Below are 20,397 nucleotides of genomic sequence, written 5' to 3'. Positions count from 1 at the left end.
TGGTTTTACAATGAAATATTCAAGCCCAGGATAATGGAGCGGGGTATCGGGTATCTTCCCCGGTCGACTCCGCCTTCCTCGGGGTTCAACCCCTTGTAACCCGTGAAGTAATGCAGGTTGTTCGCCGTGATGTTAAGCCGCAAACCGTTGATCTTGGCCCTGTTTAAGATGGATTTGGGTATGCTGTATGCCAGGGTAAGCTCCCGCACGGCCAGGTAATCGCCCTTTTCGTAGTACATCGAGTTTCCTCCGCCGATGCCGCCCCGGTACAGGTTGTTCTGCACCTGCTGGTCGGCCCAGTAAAACCTGGGGATGTCGGTAATGTCACCGGGTTTCTGCCAGGATCTTTTCACGTCCGAAAGCAGCCCTATTTCCCCCTGAAACTGGCCGATCATCTGTGCCCTGGGATAATTCTGGATCGTATGGCCGGTCGTGTAATCCATCCGCAGCAGCAGACTGATCCCTTTGTATTCCAATGAATTGGTAAAACCGCCTGTCCACACCGGGTAAGGATTTCCGACATACACCCTGTCCTTTTCGTCGATCACCTTGTTCTGATCCGCATCCTGCCAGTTCACATCTCCGCCATACTTGGTCTTGTTGGCACCGGTTACCAGGTTGTCCACCGGACCGGCGGCAGCTTCCTCGTCGGTGGCGTAGATACTCAACTGCTTATAGGTATACATGTCGCCGATCCGCCCGCCCTCTTGCAAGCCGCCCATCCAGGCATAACCATTCGTCGCGGGGTTCCAGACGTAGACCCCTCCGATCCGGTTGTTTTCAATGCCGTTGTAAGGCAGGCTTAGAATCTTATGCCTGGTCTGCGACGCATTGAAGGAGATATTCCAGTTGACCGCGCTGCTGGACGGAAGCACGCGCGCGCTCAATTCGAGCTCTACCCCTTTATTTTCCAGGCTTCCCAGATTGGTAAGTACGCTCGAAAAACCGGTCGACATAGGGAGGCTCAGCGAGGTCAGCAGGTTATCGGTCACCCTGCGGTAGTAGTCGAAGAGCAAACTGATCCTGTTTCCGAACAGACCGACGTCAGCCCCGACATCAAATGTCTTCGAGCGTTCCCATTTCAGGTCCGAATTGGAGATGGTTGTATTGAGTACGGCCGCGTTGGTCGAATACTGGTTGCCAACGCTGTAATTCCCCTGGGCGGTGAAGTCGCCCAGGCCGCTGATGTTCCCATTCACGCCATAACTTGCCCGCAATTTCATGCGCAGGAGATTTTCCGGCAGCACCTTCCAGAACTCCTCCCGATGCAGGTTCCAGCCGACAGACACGCCGGGAAAAACGCCCCATTGGTTATTGCGTCCCAGGTTGGAGGCCCCATCGTAGCGGGCGCTGAGCGACACGAGGTATTTCTGATCGAAATCATAGTTGATTCTTGAAAAATAGCCAATTAGTACCTGGCTGCTCTCCGACCCGCCGACCGCCACCGGCTCAGCCGATGCATTCAGGGTCGGCACCAGATCGGACGCCGCTTTTCTACCGGTCGCGCTCAACCCGCTGTTGATCCGATTAAAGTAAGAAATACCCGCCTTTACTTCCAGGTTGTGCTTGCCTGCCAGTGTTTTGGCGTAGGTCAGCACTCCGTCGGCCTGGTATTGCTCGGTTTTGTCGAAAGAGCCCGTCGCATTACGCGTGTCCACGTACAAGCCCGGACCATTGTAAAATGCTTCCTGGAACGATCGTGCCTCTACGGTAGACTTGAACAACGACAGCTGGGGATCGAAAGAGAGTCCCGGCAAAATATCCCAGTGCGAGCCGATCGCCAGCGTCAGGTTATCGCGGTTGTTCTTAGCCTTGATTTTATTCAGGTGATACACCGGATTTCCGATACTCTGGCCGGTTCCGGGGGCCAGCGTCCCGTCTTCATAGGCATACTTGGCCGTCGGGGCCAGACCAATGGAGCGCTCGAACAGCGCATTGTCGGAAATCCCCTGGTTATTGCCCGAACTGGAAAACATCAACCGGCTGTAAAACCGGAGTTTATTGCTCACGGTCAGATCACCATTCAGGTCGAAGTTCAGCCTTCGGTACTTGGTGGTAATGGCGATTCCTTCGGCATCCATATAACCAAGCCCGGCGCTGTAAGTAGCCTTTTCCGTCCCGCCGCTCACCGAAACATGGTGATTTTGCGATAGCGCCGTCCTGAAAAGAAGGTCCTGGTAGTCGGTACCTTTGAACAGCAGCGTTTTACTGGGATCGACCGGATCGGGCATGCTTTCCCACCCTTCTTTGAGCTTGAACTCATTGGCGGGCGTCAGATACTGGGTCGTGTAAGCGGTGTTGTTTGTCAGGTCATTCCCGGTGCCGGAGCTATTGGGCAATGTCAGCTTGTTGAGGTTAGCGGGGTTCTTTACCGAGGAAGCCACCGTACCCAGCCGCTGAAAATAAAGCCAGTCGCGTGCAGAAAGCAGGTCGTATCCTTTGGCAAGGCTGGACATCGTCGCATCGTACTGATACGAAACCCGCACCTTGCCGGCCTTGCCCGACCGCGTCGTGATAATCACTACTCCGTTGGAGGCCCTGGCCCCGTAAATGGCCGTAGCGGCCGCATCCTTCAACACCTGCATCGACTCGATTTCCTCCGAGCTGATGTCATTCATATTGGAACGGATCACACCGTCGATAATGAAAAGCGGCGCCGAGCCATCGGGGTTGTTGATCGACGTCCCTCCCCGCAGGATAATGCGGGGCGCATTACCGGGCAAACCGGACGTACTCTGCACCCGCAGGCCGGCAATAGATCCCTGAAGAGCCGAAGCCGCATTGGCGAAGGGGATATTTTCAAGAACCTTGCTGTCGAGTTTGGAGATGGAGGAGGTAATATTTTCGCGTTCCTGCTTTCCGTAACCCACTACCACCACTTCATTCAGGTTGTTCTGGTCGGGTTCGAGGACCACATTCAGCTCGGTCCTGCTTCCTACCCGTTCTTCATGCGTACGATAGCCTACGAAACTAAAGATCAAAATGCTCTCCCTGCCTACGCTGATCCTGAATTTCCCTTCGGCATCCGTATTCACTCCCTGCTGACTGCCTTTTACCACGACAGTCACAAAAGGCAACGGCTGGTTGTCCTGCCCGGACTTCACCTGTCCGGAAAGTACCAGATCTTGCGCATACACCGCCGAAATCGCAAACCACAGGCCAGCGAGAATCGTCAGTGTTTTGATCGTTTTGCTTTTAATGTAACGCATAAAATTTCAAATCATAAAGGTTTATATCGGGAATTGTCAGAAATACAAAAGAATGATCGGTTGTTTATTTGTCCTACAAATGTAATTATAGGATTTTAATATAAAAGTGTTTGTCTGAAAATATTATAAAAGTTGCCTATGTAGCCATCTTTAACTTACCTTTGCGACCAAAAGGAAACTGAGATCAATGAAAGCGAGCGCACTAGGCCCCATGGAGAGCCTGTCGATGACCGACAGGGTGGAGAACATTCTAAGGGAGTATCTGATGGACAATGGTTTCAAACCGGGTGATTCGTTGCCCAATGAAACCGAGATTGCACAAAAACTGAATGTAAGCCGGAATGTGGTCCGCGAAGCGCTGAGCCGCCTGAGAATGCTGGGGCTGATCGAAAGCCGCACACGGCGCGGGATGATCATGGCGCAACCCGATCTTTTCGCGGGTATTGAAAAAGTAATGAGCCCGTCGATCCTGAGCCATGACAACCAGAAAGACCTTTTCGAGCTACGGCTGATCCTCGAAATGGGTATTGCCGAATTTCTGTTCGCCCGTAAGACCGATAAGGACCTTGAAGAACTCGAAGCGATTGTCAACAAACAGAAGGGGCTCAAATCGCTTTCGCGGGAAGACGAAATTGAGTTTCATGGCAAACTATACGAAATGACGGGCAATGATACATTCAGACGATTTCAAACGCTGCTGTTCCCGGTCTTCGATCATGTATTCAGGGAATATTTAGATAAGGGGGTTCATGCGGATTTACCCAATCCGGTCTCCCATGCCGACCTTTTCGACGTACTGAAAAACGGCACCGCCGCGCAGTTTCGCAACGCGATGTACGTGCATCTGACCCCCTATTTTATAACAACGCTTAAAAACGGGGCGCACACACCTTCCTAGCCATCCAAAACATACCAGCCTACCCGACAATTTGGTAATTAGCCCGATGAGGATAAAGTTTCGACGCAATACAATTGTGTAACAATCAATTACTCAATCGCAACGCCCTTTATCAGGACTATAAACCCGCGATAAATGCTATAAAAGTGCGCATTCTATCGAAATTCACCCTACATTTAAACCCAAATCCTTCCTGTCATCCATAGCAACGCCCCCCGCACCTTAACAGGTGTCGGATTTGCAAAAAGGGCAACCATTTGTTCGCAGATTATCTTTTGACAAACGTGCGACATTAAATCAGATCGTGCAGATTGAACATTTGGCTGGCGCCCGGTCCCTAATAGGTTCCGAAGCCGACTTTCTTAATTTCTGACAACAGATTATTGCTCATTCATGACAAAAAAGGTACTGGCTCTGTTTCTACCCGGAACGAGCGGCAAGATCCGGCACATTGTGAAGCTCCACAAAATGAAGGTTCTGCACCTGGTCCTGATTACTTGCTATACACACCCCTGTCTTTCTCAAAAAAACAAGTTAATCATATCCCAATACACAACAGACCATGGCTTGCCTCAAAACAGTGTAAAGTTTATCGCGTTTGATAAATGGGGTTTTTGCTGGCTTAGCACCGAAATGGGGTTGGTCCGTTATGACGGAAGATCCTTTACCACCTTTGGAAAATCAGAGATCAAAGGACTGCGGTCGGCCAGAATGCGTATATTGAACCGTGACCAAAACGGGGCTCTTTATGTTCGCGGCGAATATGACAAAGTTGTCCAGGTAAAACCGGCGATGTCGTTGGCAATTCCCTCGCCGCAACTGATGATGGAAAATTCGGTCTTTGTGCCCAGACAAGGATTAGCCATTACCAACCAGCCGAGGCTGAATGCTCTGAAACAATTTTACCTAAGCAATCCCGAAGCGAAAAATCTTTTCACCGCGGCTCTTTCCGATGGAACCATGTATTTCTTTTCGTCCGAAACAGTTCTCTATTGGGGAAATGACGGCATGGCTCCACGTCCATTGCAGACTCATTCGGCAGCCGAAAGGAATGAACATATGCTTTTAGACGACAATGTTTTTGTGTCTGTCAAAGCGGGAAACATTGTCGAGGCCTGGGATCATGGTCAGTTGATCGAGGGAGTAAAAGCGATCAAAGGCCCCCTTGCATTAGAAAGTGCGTTCTTGCAGGGGAACTTCATTACCTTCGCGAATGAATCAGGGGCCTTTGTATATGTTGACAATAACCTGTATCAACTCACATTCAGGAATGGCGAAATTGCCTCAAAAAAGGTCCTGGAAGGAATTGCCATCCCGGCGCTTTCATCGGTATTTTATGAGAAGTCCCAAAATAAATATTACATGGGCTCTTCTATACAAGGTTTGTTCATTGTTGAGAAAGCATCTTTTAAACATCCGGAGGTGTCAAGCCCCGCCTCAGGAAAAAGCTTCTATGCACAGGCTAAAATCAATGACACAACCGTCATTTGCAATGACCTGGTGCTGAGCCCCGGCAACAAGACCACGAGCGCCAACTTGCATCAAGACCCTTTCTCTGCCGTGGATGTCTCTACGGCAGGACAAATGCTATTTCAAAGAACCAAAAACCGCAGACTGATAAGATATGATCTCGGAAGCCGGAAACTAACAGATCTGCGGTCGACGAGCGATCTGATGGTATTCGTAAAAGCGGATAATCCGTCGGCAAGATCATATACATTTTTCACAGAACAGGGATACGGGAAGGTCCATAATGACTCTCTTATTAAATCCCAAGCATTTCCGGGCAGCGCAAAAATCATGGCGGTGACTCCCCTTTCAGGTAATCTGTATCTGGTTGGCACCGAAGATGGAATGAAATGGTATGATGCCGAAAAAAATACGGTCTATAAATCGGTATTGGATTCGGTTCAGGTTCGGGCGATATTCCTGGATAATGCGGAGCGAATATGGATTGGCACTTATGGCAACGGGTTCTATCTTTTGATTAAAAACAGACTCTACAAAATGCCCTATGGCTCCCAAAAGGCACTCAGTACGGTTCATTCGTTTATTGATGACGGTCAGGGTTTCTTTTGGATACCCACCAACAACGGATTATTTAAGGTCAGGAAAGACGATCTTGTCCAATATGCGCTTGCGAAGCAAAAAGATGTCCCCTTTTTCAGGTTCGACCGGGGGAATGGCCTGGCAACCAACGAATTTAACGGCGCGTGCCGCCCTACTCACGTTTGGCTCAAAGACAGCTTACTTTCTATTTCATCATTGGAAGGCATTGAGTGGTTTTATCCCAACAAATTGCACCCCAATTATCCGAACAGGCCAATCTTCGTAGACAGCCTGAAAGTAAATAACATTCCAGCCGAATTTCGTAATAACCGGATTCGGCTTGGCCCGGATTTTACCAGTGTCGCCCTCACCGCCAGTTCTCCATATTTTGGTCATGCGGCCAACCTCAATCTGGAATACATGCTTCAAGGGTTTGACTCACATTGGCATTCGCTTGGTGAAAACGGAACTTTGACAATTAACGGCCTGCCCGCCGGCGACTACAACCTGGTGCTCCGACGGGCTAGCTATACACCCGGTAATCCTCACTTTCAGCTATCGGTACCGTTGAGTGTCGACCCGTGGTTTTATAATACATGGTGGTTCCGAACAGTCACCGGGCTCGGGTTATTCTTCCTCTCCTACTTGCTTGTAAAACGCAGGCTAAACCTGTTAAGAAAAAAATCTGAGGAGCTCGAAAACACTGTCGAAAACAGAACGATTGAACTCCACCGGGCTATCGAAGATCTTGCGAGGTCAGAGCACGCCTTGACGCAAAGCAATCGCTTTAAAGATCAGGTACTGACTATGATACTGCATGACCTTCGCTCTCCAATCAAGTTTATCTCGGTACTGAGTGGAAAAATATACGAAAATCACGATAACTTCAGCAGGGACGAACTACATGTTCTACTATCTGACCTTCTTACAGGGACGCAAACCCTTTTAGGATTTTCCGAGGATTTTTTTCTTTGGATTGCCTCTCAGCAGGAGGGTTTCAAAGTCAATAAGGGTTGGTTTTCATTACAATCTCTTTTCGACGAAATTGCCGCACTTTATGATAAAATCGTTGAAGTAAATAAAAACGAGCTTGTCATTCAACCAACTCACCTGGATTGCTATACCGACTACCAAATCCTGTCAATAATAATCCGTAATCTGATCGATAATGCAAATAAGCACACCACTAGCGGTACTATCGCGGTAGCGGCAAGATACCAAAACGAGAATTTATCGATAACTGTTAAAGACTCGGGAAGGGGTTTGGATAGTCGCCAAATCACTGCGTTTTTGAGCCGCGAAAAAAGTTTCCGAAATAACGGTACCGGGAGTATCCTGATTCTCACAATGCTCGACCGGATAGGAGGCACAATAACAATAAACAGTCAAATAGACAAAGGGAGTGCTTTTACTATCCATTTCCCGGCTCCGCCGAAATCTGGTATTGCTGCGCAAGACGGCTAAGCGCCATCAAATTCTTAATTTCAAGTTTTTCGAATATACGGGAACGGAAACTGCTCGCAGTCGACGCTTTGATGGACAATGCCTCGCCTACTTCCATTATTCCATGTCCTTTAAGAAGCAGCAACATAACTTCAAATTCCCGGGGAGACAGCTTATCAAATGGAGATTCACGATGTTTGCCTGTGAGTGACAAGGCTAGCAACTCCGCCTGAGCTCTCGATACATAACGTCTCCCCTGACTAACCAGCCTGATAGCATCATAGATCACTTCCTCAGGTTCTGATTTGTTAACGTACCCCATTGCTCCGGCTTTTAGAAAACGCGCAGCAAACACGTTGTCGGGTTTCACTGTTATAATCAAGATTTTTAGTTCGGGCCTTAATGCCAAAGCTGCTGAGATAAAACTGATATCGTCAGTATCAGGCATATTCAAATCAGTTAACAATAGATCGTAACTGTTCCTGTTCAGCTTTTCGAGCACCTGTCTACCGTCGCCCGCAAATTCTACAATAGCATTAAATCCCAGTATTTCTTTGACCATCAATTGGAGGCTTCTCCTCACCAACTGGTGGTCATCTGCTATAAGAACAGATAAAGGCATATAAATTCATAATTACTTAAATCTTGTCATTCTCCAAGGTAACCCTTGGCTCATTTATTTGCAAGCGTCATAGCTGACCCAGCAAAATTAGCGCTCTGAATTTCTGGCTTGCGTTATTCACCACAATATAGGTTGTCCTGATAAGGGCCTGAACATGACGGCTGGCCGATCCCGGATCGATGCGCCGTCATCACTTCATAAAGTTCAAATGGCGTTTGGACACCGATCTTGCTATATAGCTGTGTTTTATGAAAACTGACGGTGCTTTGTGCCACTTGCAAAACACTTGCAATCTCCTTCAGCATTTTACCTTTCGCTAACATGTCGGCAATCAATAGCTCTGTTGCATTAAGCCCCATTAATGGATTGTCAGCATCTGTGGAACACCCGGCCAAAGAAGTCAGTAATCCTTTTTTTGATTTCTCGCTGATGTACGTTCTCCCGGAGGCAACAGCCAAAAATGCCTGATAAAACTCATCCAAACTAGCTGTCTTCGAAAGAAATCCTTCTGCCCCGGCCTCTATATAATGCCTGCCAAAAGTGGCTTCGTCCAGGTCAGTAAAAACCAGTATGGCGATCCCAGACTGACAAGCTTTGATCCTGTTGATCATCCGGAATCCCTCCCCGCCGGGAATTGAGTCATCAAGCAACAGAAAATCATATTTGTTCACCGAAAGTTCGCGCAGCAACTTTGAATAATCGTCCACTTCGGAAATAAGCGGATGCTGATCAATCCTGGATAAGCTTAACCTTACACTAAGCCTTACGATCCAGTACCTTTCTGCGTGCAGTAGCCTCATTATCTCGTGATTAATAGAAAGAGCTTGCCAACTCGACAATGCTCCGGGCATTGTTCTTTTGCAGTATCGATCGCTTCATTGTGCTGATTGTCGTGATCTTCAAGTTAAGCCTTTCAGCAATTTCGGAAGTCCTAAAACCCCTAAGGAGCAGACTCGCCACTTCTTTTTCCCTATTGGACAACTTCTTATGCAACTGTTTTGATTTTGCTTTTAAAAAGAGACGAAGGAAGGCCCGACAGCTATAATCAAATAGCAGCTCCTGGCTCAGGGAATTTGATGTCCGCTCACAAATATAAAATCTGTCTTCAAATACCTCTCTGCAACAGCAAATGGTCTCAACGTAATTTGCTGATTTGGACAGTAGCCCGCGAGCTCCGTTCAAAAAACACGCAAGAGCCTTTTTGTACAAATTATCATTATATAAGATAATCCAAGGCGTGGATTTTCGCTTTCTAATTATTTTCGGATCCAGGTTTGAATTTTCATTAATACCAGCCACCACAAGGTCTATATGCTTTTGATCAAGATAAGCCAAAAGCTCATTCTTATCAGAGGTTTCTAAAAAAACAAATTCCTGCCCAAATTCTTTAAAGACCTCTTTTATGCCACGAAAAATAATGGGATGAGAATCAAACAGTATCACTCTGACCATTTGCTTGCTATTTAAAACATGCCATTTACTTTATAAAATCTCCATAAATTCTCTGCAACACAGACTAGTTGAGCACCAGGTCAAATTATCTAATAGTACATTAAAGCATTTTACGAGTATAACAGAACAATAAGCCTTGGATAAATGATTGTATCATCTGAAAGGTCCTGAATATTCGACAGAACGACTTGTGAAAATTATCTACAAATGTTTAAAAATACATATCAATAGTTTGTAGTTATTTTCTTACTGTTTGTAGCTCAGTAGCCACAAACTTCAAAAAGAGCCACGCACCACATTGGCTTTCAATGGCTTAAAACGCACCCTCAGCAAGCACAAGGACGCAGGATTTGAATTGTACCGGATATAGTGACACTTCCGGTGGTTGTAAGAAAGCAACCAGGTCGTTGGCCAAACGATCTAATCCACTACTATCTCCACTCGATCGGCCTATAATTTGCACTTCACGCAAATAGACAATTTGTCTGAAATTGTATACAATCATCAGTAATGCTTTCTTCATAGTCATAGAATAGCAGCCACGAGCAAGTCAATCGAGCTCTGTTTGAAAGTTCCGCTATAACTTCACCGAAGGCCCATAAGCAAGAATCCCGGCTATCAAAATTATGATCAACGAAGGTCATAATTATCGAATTACACCTACGAATACTGATCAAGTTCTACAAATAAAAAAGCAATAGTTCTATTGTCAATGCCACTAATCCTACATAGCTTTCCAAATACTCTCCACAATGTGTCAGCTATTTCTTTGCCATCGACAGTTGACACTCATATTGAAATCACTCCCCAGCAATACAAAGGATGTTGATCGTCCAATGGAATTCTCAAACTAAAATCAATTCAATATGGCAGTTTCAAATTTAGCACGTCGGAAGCCTCTAAATCCGAGGGATCTTTCCAACAAAAGAGCTCCACCAAAAGGTATCGGGCAAGTACTATTCGGCCCGTGATGTTCCAATAACCTCTTATTACCTGACTGGGGGTATTAATATCAGCTAAGGCATAAAACTGACCATAAGCCAATCATCAGGTGAACAACTATTTTCCCACCTCAGTCATGTTTGCCACACTTAATCCCAAGATTTTATGGAAAAACAATTACTATGTCGATTTTTATTCGAAAAAACTCGAAAAAACGGCACTCTTCGCTCATCAGCAAAGATCGTTCTTCTATTGGCGTTTGTACTTACCTCATTCGCCTCTCTTGCCCAGGTGGTTTCACCGGATACAAGCCTATTGCCCTGTAACACACCTACCGCACTGAACCTGCCTACGTACCACATGAGCATTGTCCCCAATGAATCCTGCGGGATCGGGTGTACAACTGTGTGGACCGGCCGGTATGGCATATCCCTGTCGGCGGTCAATAATGCACCCAATGCCATCAGTGCCAGTACAGCTGACTTCGCAAGCTTTGTTGCAGTGCTTACCGCCGCAGGCGGGTTGCGCCTGACCGTACAAAGCGATAACGGATATTATCCTGCCGGGTATTTCGCCGGTTTTCAGATTCAGAACTCCGGCCTTGCAGGCGCCTCGCTACTGGGCTCGCTGACGATACGGACCTATCTGGGAACCACATTGCAGGAGGAGTATACCGGCCCCGGTGGCTTGCTCACGGCAAACATCGTCAGTACCGATGGCAGGACGACCGTCGGCTTTTTGACTACCAAGAACTTTGACCGGATCCAGATCGATCAGGCGTCGTCATTGAGCGTTAACCTGGGTACGACCCAGATTTACAATGCGGTCGCGACCAAATTTTGTGCAGAATCGACGCCCCGCCCTTGTAATCTCGTGGAACAGTGGAACAACCCGGCCTTCCCGGTATACGTGAACACCGACCGGACCGGTATCAGTACCAACGTCGCATGCGTGAACTGCGCCGTGAGAAATACTACTAACCTGGTCAATTCGGATGCAACCGATTATGCGGAAATCGATCTGGTTGCTTCCGTCGCTTCAACAGGATCGGTCTCGATCAAAAACACCAAGACCGTATATCCCGCCGGGACATTCGCCGGCTTTGAGATAGAAGACCAGCGAACGCTCGGGGTTGCATTTGCGGCAGGCCATACCGTTACGACTTACCTCAATGGCGTACAGCAGGAGACGGTTTCCGACGGAGGTGCTTTGGGCAGCGCAGGCCTTTTCACCTCTTCCGGGCATGCCATCACCGGTTTTAAAACCAAATTGGCCTTTGACGAAATCCAGTTCAGCGTTTCCATGCTCGGTGCGGTGCAGGTCGCCCCGATAAGGGTGTATGGCGCTGTGACAGAGCGTTTCTGCGAAGGCCCCGCATTGGCTTGTAATACCAACACCAAGCTGGTCAAACCGGATTATCCTGTTTTTGTCGACACCCGCAATACCGGGATCGATGCCACCGCCTGTGTGCAATGTAACATAGTAGCCTCCGGCAATGCGATCGACGCAGATCCGGACAACTATACCGAGCTGGTAGTGCCGGCAAACATCGGCACAACGGCTACTTATGCCGTAACCGACGGGGCAAAAATTTACCCGGCCAATACCTTCGCCGGTTTTGACATCGACAACCCCAACCTGATCGGTGCGAACGCGCTTTCGGGAATAACCATCTCCACCACAGATCAGTACGGAGCTGTGATCGAATCGTTTTCCGGCAATACCGGATTGATATCTGCTAAAAGTTCGGTGCTCAACGGCACAGGACGGCAAACCCTTGGCTTCTTGGCGACGCTTCCATTCAGTGGAGTTAAGATCACGGTCAGTTCTGTGATCAATGCCAACATAGGTACCACCCGGATCTACAACGCGGTATTTAAGTCATTCTGTGCCAACGAGCTGGCATGCAACACACTGACGGCCGTTTCAAACCCTACTCATCCGGTCTACGTCAATGGTGTTAGGACCTCGATCGACGCGGTAGGATGCGCTGCCTGTCAGCTGAACAACTCGGAGAACATCGTGAATGGATCGGTGGTAGTGCCAGCCACGCTGGTGATGGGTGCAAGCGTGGGCTCAAAAGCGACTGTTTCAGTAGCCAATGCCATTGAAACCTATCCGGCAGAGTCTTTTGCGGGTTTTGACATCGAGTCAGGCGCACTGCTGTCAGCAAGCGCGCTGGGTAGTATGACAATCCATTTGTACAACAATGGCGTCCTGGTACAAAGCGGCACTGGAAATTCGTTGATGGCAGGGGTGAGCTCTTCCCTGGTGACCGGAGGTGCCAACAGGCAGATCGTAGGCATCATCAGCACCGTCCCATTCGATGAAGCGCAGCTTGAAATCACCAATCTTGCAGGTGCAGATTTGGGCAATATTTTGATTTACCGGGCCTATATGCAGCGCAGCTGCGCGATTACCGTCGGCTGTGATTTTAATGTAACCTTGAATGATCAGGCCCATGGCGCGGTAATCGATGCTGAAGAAACCGGAACAAAGGGTATCGCGTGTACCGGATGCGAGGTACAGGCGCCATGGAACGCAGTTTCGGCCTCTACTCTGGACTTTGCCCGGATTCACAACCTTGCCAGCGGTCTGGAAGTAAACTCTCTGGCCGTTGCAGTCCCTGCCACATCATTCCCGGCCGGAACTTTTGCGGGCTTCACCATCAAGAAAAACCCATTCCTGCTTTCGGGAGGGCTATTCACCGGTATCACCATCACCACTTATCTGAACGGGGTACAGCAGGAATCGAAAAACGACGCGGCTTTGTTTGACCTCTCTGTCTTGAACCAATGGTTTGGCACCCCTTCTGACTTTTACAATCCAGGGTTCTACACCACGGTACCATTTGACGAAATCAAGATCTCGATTGGCTCACTGGTACAGGCAGTCGACCAGTATGTGGATGTGTATGGTGCCATTGTCGATACACGCATGGCTATTGGTTTGAGTTGTAACCAGACAAATCCGGATGTCAACGTGGCCCTTGCCGGCGTTGCTATTGGCGGAAATGTTTCTACGAACGACGTTATCCTTCCAGGAACCACCTATGGAAGTGCAACAACAGCGCCAGGAATTTCAAACCCGGGCGGAGAGCTGCCGGTCGTGGCTGCCGATGGCAGTTATACGTTTAGCTCCGCTACCCCGGGTGTATACCGTTTCCTGGTTCCGGTATGCCCGCCTTCTGTGACGACAAACTGCCCGGTAGAGCTGCTGGTAATCACCGTAAACGGTACCGGGACCAACAACCCGCCGATCGTGAACCTGGATATAGCTGCTACCAAACTGAATACGGTCGTAACCATTAATTCGCTGGCCAACGATGCAGCCGGAAACAAAGATGTGCAGCTGGTGCCTGCTTCGGTTGTGCTGACAGACCTTAACGGAGGCAACCCGGGTAACACCCGCCTTGGCGGTACTGCGGTCGTAAACCCGGCAACGGGAGCTGTGACCTACACCCCTCCGACTGGGATTGTGGGTAAAGACACGATCCTGTATACAGTCAGTGATAACCGGCCGGTCCCTTTGAGCGCCTCTGCTTATCAAATCGTTCACGTTTCACTTGCCGGAACGACCAATACCACTCAGGCTGGCGATGACTACGCCCTTCTGTCTTCGGCGAGCGGAATCAACGCTACCGCCGCAAACGGGGTAAAAGCGAACGACACGGATCCGGAGGGGGACACCCAAACTGTGACCGCGCAGACAACCTCTGTAACCGGCAAGGGGACTTTAACGCTCCAACCTGACGGAAGCTACACTTTTGTCCCCGAAGCTACTTTCAAAGGCAGCGTTGCCTTCCCATACACCACGACCGATTCCCAGGGAGCCGCGTCCAATGCTACGCTGTACATCTCCGGGGATGAGGCAGCATTACCAGTCACGCTGGTTGAATTCAAGGCAGCTCGGGAAGGCAGTCAGGCGCTGCTCTCATGGACGACTACCTGGGAAACCAACAGCGACTATTTTGAGGTACAGCACAGTAAAGATGCCAAAAACTGGCGTGCTGTTGGCAAGGTCGAATCCTTCGGGGAAAGCGCCATACGTCGTGACTACACGTTCGTTCATGCCGCAATGGCTTCCGGAGAGAACTATTACCGCCTCAAAATGGTCGATAAAGATCAGACTTTTGCATACAGTGGCATCAGGAATGTCGAATCCGGTATTGGTGGTTTAACGACCTACCCTAACCCGGTATCCGATAAGATCTTCCTCAGCGACCTGGCAGGACGGAAAATCGCCCGCGTAACGATAACCAACAGCAGCGGCACCGTGGTTTATTCTGCCGACGGCTTCCCAACCACAGGATTGCGGGTAGCCAAGTGGGTATCAGGGCTGTATGTGATCGAGGTAACCGAGGAAAATGGCCTGACACACCATTTAAAAACTGTCATCCAAAAATAAGGACGCACCCCGCAAATGAAATGAAAGCCCCTCTCCTGTTGGAAGGGGCTTTCACAACTTCACATCGCTATCCTGTTAAAAGCCGGGACTGTTCTCTGTGCTATCGGTCCGCAACAGTGTGATAATTTTTTCGCCCCTTATTATGATCACAACGGTAATAGACACCCATTCGACTTCGATCAGGAGATTGACCCAAACGTTACGCGAGTCAGTCGAAGACATCCACATTTTCCCATTTGAATCCGCTGAATCTATGATTGACGCCATGACCCATGTGGGCATCAGCCCCGCCCTGGCTGTCATCAGCATCAATCAAGTGGTTTACGAACAGGACCTGGCATTCTGCAAATCGATTACAACTTACTGGCCCACATGCAAAATAATTGTCTTTTACCAGCAGCGGAAAATGGTGCGGCCATTTCTGAAACTTGGCCCGCATGGATTCCTAAAAAAAGATGCCGACGTAAAGGAGGTCAGAGAGTGCGTCGAATGGGTCCTTAGCGGGAGACGATATTGTAATAACGATTTTATCGACTGGATTATCGGAACGTCCCCGAAAAGACTAAACGTCAGATAAATAGTCGCCGGCACAAGCATTTTTGATTACTCGTTTCCAGAATACTGACCGCTTTGGTCGGATCTACGACCTAGCCGGAACCGCCGTCTATAATCTTGCGATCACGGGACCGGTTAAGTCGCTTGACCTCAACTCACTGTCAACAGGCAATAATGCTAGGATTATTGGGCATTTACAGCAGTGGCATTGGTTGAAACCTGATTGAAACATGCGAAAACTTCACGGTAGAACTCCGGGTGTGATTGCCAGGTTTGCCCTGTTATGATATTTCCGTCGCGAACAGCCTGCCGGGTGGAATACGTACCGCCTCCCATCTCAATTTCTGCACGCACATGTTCATAGGCCGTGAGTATCCGATTATCGGCCAATCCTGCTGTTACCAGAATCTGGATACCGTGGCAGATGGCAAACACCCATTTACCTTGCCGGTCAAACTCGCGAACTATCTCCAATAGTACCGCGTGATTGCGCAGGTATTCGGGGGCGCGGCCGCCCAACAAGAGTATGGCATCATAGTCGCCTACCACCACTTCGTCAATCATCAAATCTGCATCAAGGCAATAGCCAGGTCGCTCCACATATGTATCCCAACCCGGTTCAAAATCGTGCATTACCAGGTTAAGGCGGCGTCTGCTGGGTGCGGCGATCTTCACAATATCCCCTTCTTCCTGAAAGCGGTGCACGGCATAAAGTGTTTCATAACTTTCGCCACCGTCGCCGGTGACGATCAATACTTTTCGATTCATTTGTAGTCAATTTAAATTGGGAGTGTTAATCTGGTCACTTCATTGACAAAAAACTCAAAAGTTAAAACCGGGTACATCCTACCCGCTTTTACCGGGTAACCTTGCATCTATTCGGCGTGTTTGGATCCAAGATGATAATCCCGGGAAGGAAACACAACAAACTTTATAACACTCCTTAGTGGAAGCCTCCAACAGCTTCATCGAAAACTTCGAAGAACACATTAGCCAAGATAAGCGCGAGGGCGGTACACAAAAAAGTAACAGAGCCCGGGAAACTATTAGACATCTTCCCGGACTCTGTTTAACTACGCCTTATTTCATTTGGACTCGGCTACCGGTGCTGCGTTAGCGCCTATATTACCAGCGGCTACGGTGACCGCACCCAGTTTAACCGTTACGTTTGCATTGTAGGCGTCAAGCTTATCGAAAAACCCCTCTTCATTAATGCTGAAATACTTACTGGTCGCGAATGCCCCCGTAGCACCGGCGACTGTGTCGAGCACCTTCAGGGCCGCGGCGGGCGCTGCCGTCACCTTTCCGGGAAAAATGGCGGCTGTATAAGAGCTACCCTCCGCCCCGTTATAAAGGCCCATCTGTACCAAAGTGATCGTTTTGTTGTACTTGTAAAAGACGATGCGTCCATAAATGTTTTCCGTATTGGCGGCAGCTAACGTGTAAGCCTTATACGTCGATACCGTACCGCCACCTGGTGCCGTACTTAGGTTGGGCGGGTAGTCCTGTTGCTCACAAGAACTGAGCAGCGCGAATAGCGTCATCGTGATAAGCGAGAACAACTTCGGGGTGATTTTGCTGATATATGTTTTCATGTCGGGATGATCATTAAAAGTTGAAAGAAACACGGCCGTAGTAATAAGATCCGTTGGAGCCTTGCTGATTGTTGTCGTACAGGTAAAAGCCTTGATTTTCGGGGCGCAAAATGTCAGGGTATTTATTGAAAACGTTACTGCCGCCGATGGACAATTTCAGGTTCCTGGTCAGGTCGTAGCCAACACTGGCATCGAAAATAGATTGCGCAGAAAACTTCTGATCATAAAAGTTGCCTTCCGCATCGGAGGAAGTTGATCGGGAGGTAACCGTCCCAAAGTATGTTCCTCTCACCATAGCATGAAATTTATTGACGCGGTAGGTAACCGAGCCGATTAGTTTCTGTCTTGGTGTTCCCGTTTCAAACTGGCCAATGGTGGCCCGGTCGAGGTACTTGGCCACAATCTGGTCTTCGGTCAGGTTAGCCACATTCAGGTCAAGTACTTTCCTGTTCAGAATGGTGTTTTTGCTGAAAATAGCGGCAAGGCTGAAAATGAAGCTTTTACCACGACTCAGGGTCAATGTATAGTTTCCTACTGCTTCAATTCCCTTGGAGCGCACGTCTGCACCATTTACAAAAAACTGGGCTTCACCCCCACCGATTACCTCGTCGTAATGATTGCCAACCTCGGAAGCATTGAAGTAGCTGGTCCTGAAAATACGGTTATCTACATCAATCTGATAAGCGTCCAAAGTCACTTCAAATCCATGGGCCGGTTGGTAGGTAAGGCCGAAACCGTAGGTTCTCGATTTTTCCTGCTTAAGGCCCTGAATCCCTAAAACCCTGGCTGCGGTACTGTTGGTTGGGTAAGTAGTCACATCAAGCGGTTGCGGAATACCGTTTGCGTCGGGCACGAATGCCGTGGCAGTATGGGTATAATTCAACTCCTGAAGAGATGGTGCGCGGAATCCGGAAGCAATCGAAGCACGCAGTGAAAGCGTTTTGGCGATGGAATACCTGGCGGCCAATTTGCCGATTGTAACGCCGCCAAAATCCGAATAATTTTCTACACGAAAAGCGCCGGCGACCAGCAGGCTTTTAGTCACTTCAAGTTCGGCATCGAGGTAAGCGGCCATGGTGGTGCGGTACTCGTCCCTTTCGTTTTTCGGGCCGAATCCGGCAAAACATTGGCAGTTTGACGACAAGGATTTGACGGTAACCTGCTGGCCCGCATTCACACTGATCGGATTTCCATTTGCATCTACGATCGGTGTGCTGCTGGCGTCCTCCAAAGGTTTTCCGTCGGGCCCGACAAGCAAACCAGTTTTACCTACCGTAAGTACACCTGCATCTCCATAGGTATAGGCCTCTTCCTGGCCCTTCATGATTTTGTAATTTTCTATACGCATTTCAGCGCCAAAGGCAATGTTCAAACCGCCCAGTACATCTTTGAAATAGCGCGAAAAATCGAGGTTAGTGGAGTTTTGTGTAAACTGGTGTGTACCCAGATACATGTTAACCGGTGAATTGGAGCCCAGTGAAGCATTCATGGTATTGACCATTCCGATGCGCATCCGGTTACGACCAAATGTGTTGCTGAAATCAACATTGAATTCCCCCAGCTTACTCTTAATACCGGTTGTATTGGAAAGGTCCGAAGTATTGGAAGTCATTTGCGGACGGAAGCCATTGGGATACAGCAGGTAATTGAAACGGTCGGTTTGTGCAGGACGGCGGAAGTAGCACGAGAAACCTTTAAGGTATTTGTAAGACGCTCCTCCAAAACTGTACAGCGTTGTGGTAGGATTCAGTTGATAACCTGCATTGTAAAAAGTACTGCCGAGGGTAATGGCAGGCATACCCGCATAAACGGCAAAATCAGCTTTGGTCAGGCCGCGTGCAGCCATTAACCCCGATTCCGTGGTCAGCGAAGCAAGTGCCGCCGTGTTGCCCGAGGCCTGTGCAGCAACAAGCTCTGGATTGGTGATGACCGGATTTCCGTTTTTATCGGTCCGCAGGTTATTCAGGTAAGTTTTATCAAAAAATCCCCAGTCATTCACAAAAGGTCTCAGGGTCGGGCGTTTCTGTGTAATTTGGCCGGACAGGTTAAAGTAACCCTTGTCACCCATTTTGAAGCCGTAATTGGCATCAAACTGATAATTGAATCCGTCGGGCTTACCATCCTTTGTCAGCTCCCCTGCCTTACCTCCGGTATTGGCATAGCCTCCGCCGGTAAAGCTGCCTGTCAGCTTGTCCGTCCCTTTTTTGAGAATAATATTGACTACGCCGGCCACTGCATCCGAACCATATTGAGCCGCAGCGCCATCGCGTAAAATTTCAACCCGATCTATGGCGGAAGCCGGAATGGTCATCAAATCGACGGAAGTAGAGGGGCTGCCGACAGCCGTTCCGGTAATAAGCAAGGCGGAAGTGTGCCTTCGTTTCCCGTTCACCAGGACCAGTATCTGGTTGGGGGCCATATTGCGGAGCTGGACCGGGTCTACATGGGAATCAAGGTCACCACCCTGGGATCTGACCGCATTAAAACTGGGTGCAACAAAAGCCAGCATTTGGGCCAGATCGATCTGGGGAAGGTCTGCCATGATATCCTTGATGGAAATGACGTCCACCGGGACGGGGGTTTCCAGAATCGTTCGCCCCGTGTTTCTGGATCCGGTCACTATTAATTCATTTAACTCCGTGCCGCCATCTTCCAGCGGAACGCTTAACGTTGCTTCGGAGCCTATCTTAACTTCCTTCGTCTTAAAACCTATAAAGCTGAATACCAGCACATCGCCAGGCGCGGCGTCGATCGAGAACATACCCTGATTGTCCGTAATAGTACCTTTGTTTGTATTTCCTTTCAGGATGATGTTAACACCGGGAAACACCTCCGAGGTGGACGCGGAAAACACTTTACCGGAAATCTTTTTGCTTTGGGCAAGCGCGGTAAACGGTAACCAACAAATAAGCAGAAAGAGCATCGCAGGCCTGGCCACGAATTCGCATTTTCGTAAGTTTCTCTTCATAGTAATGGAGTGATTTTAGTTGGATATTCATTTCAAAGGATCAGACTGGATGGACATAGTCTGATAGCAACAGCCCCCGTTCCGGGTCTGCATGGTGTGATTGTATCAAATGCGCGGCTAATACGTTGAAAATATTGAAAAAACAGTATAATGCAATATATAATATCGGATACATAGCAGAATACAATATAATTTATATATATTCTTCAGAATATATTGCTTTTACTACGCACTGGCCAGAAACTGAAACGGGGCGG

Annotated in this window: 11 protein-coding genes; 4 read left to right on the top strand and 7 right to left on the bottom strand. The window is 48.6% G+C overall.

Features of this window, described 5'->3' with window-relative positions:
- Positions 1 to 5 precede the first annotated feature (5 nt).
- On the bottom strand, positions 6 to 3,209 hold the full coding sequence (locus J2Y43_RS09455) for a TonB-dependent receptor (protein ID WP_309981943.1): 3,204 nt from the start codon (positions 3,207 to 3,209) through the stop codon (positions 6 to 8).
- 187 nt (positions 3,210 to 3,396) lie between these two features.
- Here J2Y43_RS09455 and J2Y43_RS09450 point away from each other — a divergent pair, with 187 nt between their 5' ends.
- Positions 3,397 to 4,107, top strand: coding sequence for a GntR family transcriptional regulator (locus J2Y43_RS09450; RefSeq protein ID WP_309981942.1), 711 nt, complete (start codon positions 3,397 to 3,399; stop codon positions 4,105 to 4,107).
- 393 nt (positions 4,108 to 4,500) lie between these two features.
- A complete protein-coding gene (locus J2Y43_RS09445) occupies positions 4,501 to 7,620 on the top strand; it encodes an ATP-binding protein (protein WP_309981941.1) in 3,120 nt (1,039 codons plus the stop codon).
- On the opposite strand, the gene J2Y43_RS09440 is transcribed toward J2Y43_RS09445, so the two are convergent.
- The 3 genes from J2Y43_RS09440 to J2Y43_RS09430 form a co-directional block, all read right to left on the bottom strand.
- Positions 7,568 to 8,221: a response regulator transcription factor gene (locus J2Y43_RS09440; protein ID WP_309981940.1), complete on the bottom strand. Its 654-nt coding sequence runs from the start codon at positions 8,219 to 8,221 to the stop codon at positions 7,568 to 7,570. The genes J2Y43_RS09445 and J2Y43_RS09440 overlap by 53 nt on opposite strands.
- 113 nt (positions 8,222 to 8,334) lie before the next feature.
- The gene (locus tag J2Y43_RS09435) at positions 8,335 to 9,021 is read right to left on the bottom strand and encodes a response regulator transcription factor (RefSeq protein WP_309981939.1); all 687 of its coding nucleotides are present in this window, start codon (positions 9,019 to 9,021) and stop codon (positions 8,335 to 8,337) included.
- A gap of 10 nt (positions 9,022 to 9,031) precedes the next feature.
- A complete protein-coding gene (locus J2Y43_RS09430) occupies positions 9,032 to 9,673 on the bottom strand; it encodes a response regulator transcription factor (protein WP_309981938.1) in 642 nt (213 codons plus the stop codon).
- A gap of 1,302 nt (positions 9,674 to 10,975) precedes the next feature.
- Between J2Y43_RS09430 and J2Y43_RS09425 the strand changes: the two genes are divergently transcribed.
- Complete coding sequence (locus J2Y43_RS09425) at positions 10,976 to 15,022, top strand: Ig-like domain-containing protein (RefSeq protein ID WP_310226462.1); 4,047 nt, start codon at positions 10,976 to 10,978, stop codon at positions 15,020 to 15,022.
- Between the two features lie 142 nt (positions 15,023 to 15,164).
- Positions 15,165 to 15,599, top strand: coding sequence for a hypothetical protein (locus tag J2Y43_RS09420; RefSeq protein ID WP_309981936.1), 435 nt, complete (start codon positions 15,165 to 15,167; stop codon positions 15,597 to 15,599).
- A gap of 161 nt (positions 15,600 to 15,760) precedes the next feature.
- On the opposite strand, the gene J2Y43_RS09415 is transcribed toward J2Y43_RS09420, so the two are convergent.
- The 3 genes from J2Y43_RS09415 to J2Y43_RS09405 all read right to left on the bottom strand — a co-directional run bounded on the left by J2Y43_RS09415 (position 15,761) and on the right by J2Y43_RS09405 (position 20,140).
- Positions 15,761 to 16,345, bottom strand: a complete 585-nt coding sequence (locus J2Y43_RS09415) for a DJ-1/PfpI family protein (RefSeq protein ID WP_309981935.1) — start codon at positions 16,343 to 16,345, stop codon at positions 15,761 to 15,763.
- A 317-nt stretch (positions 16,346 to 16,662) separates the two neighbouring features.
- On the bottom strand, positions 16,663 to 17,172 hold the full coding sequence (locus J2Y43_RS09410) for a hypothetical protein (protein ID WP_309981934.1): 510 nt from the start codon (positions 17,170 to 17,172) through the stop codon (positions 16,663 to 16,665).
- A 13-nt stretch (positions 17,173 to 17,185) separates the two neighbouring features.
- A complete protein-coding gene (locus J2Y43_RS09405) occupies positions 17,186 to 20,140 on the bottom strand; it encodes a TonB-dependent receptor (protein ID WP_309981933.1) in 2,955 nt (984 codons plus the stop codon).
- Between the last annotated feature and the right edge of the window lie 257 nt (positions 20,141 to 20,397).

The sequence above is a fragment of the Dyadobacter sp. BE31 genome, assembly GCF_031457695.1.
Classification (GTDB): domain Bacteria; phylum Bacteroidota; class Bacteroidia; order Cytophagales; family Spirosomataceae; genus Dyadobacter.
This window is presented reverse-complemented; position numbering and strand designations above follow the sequence as displayed.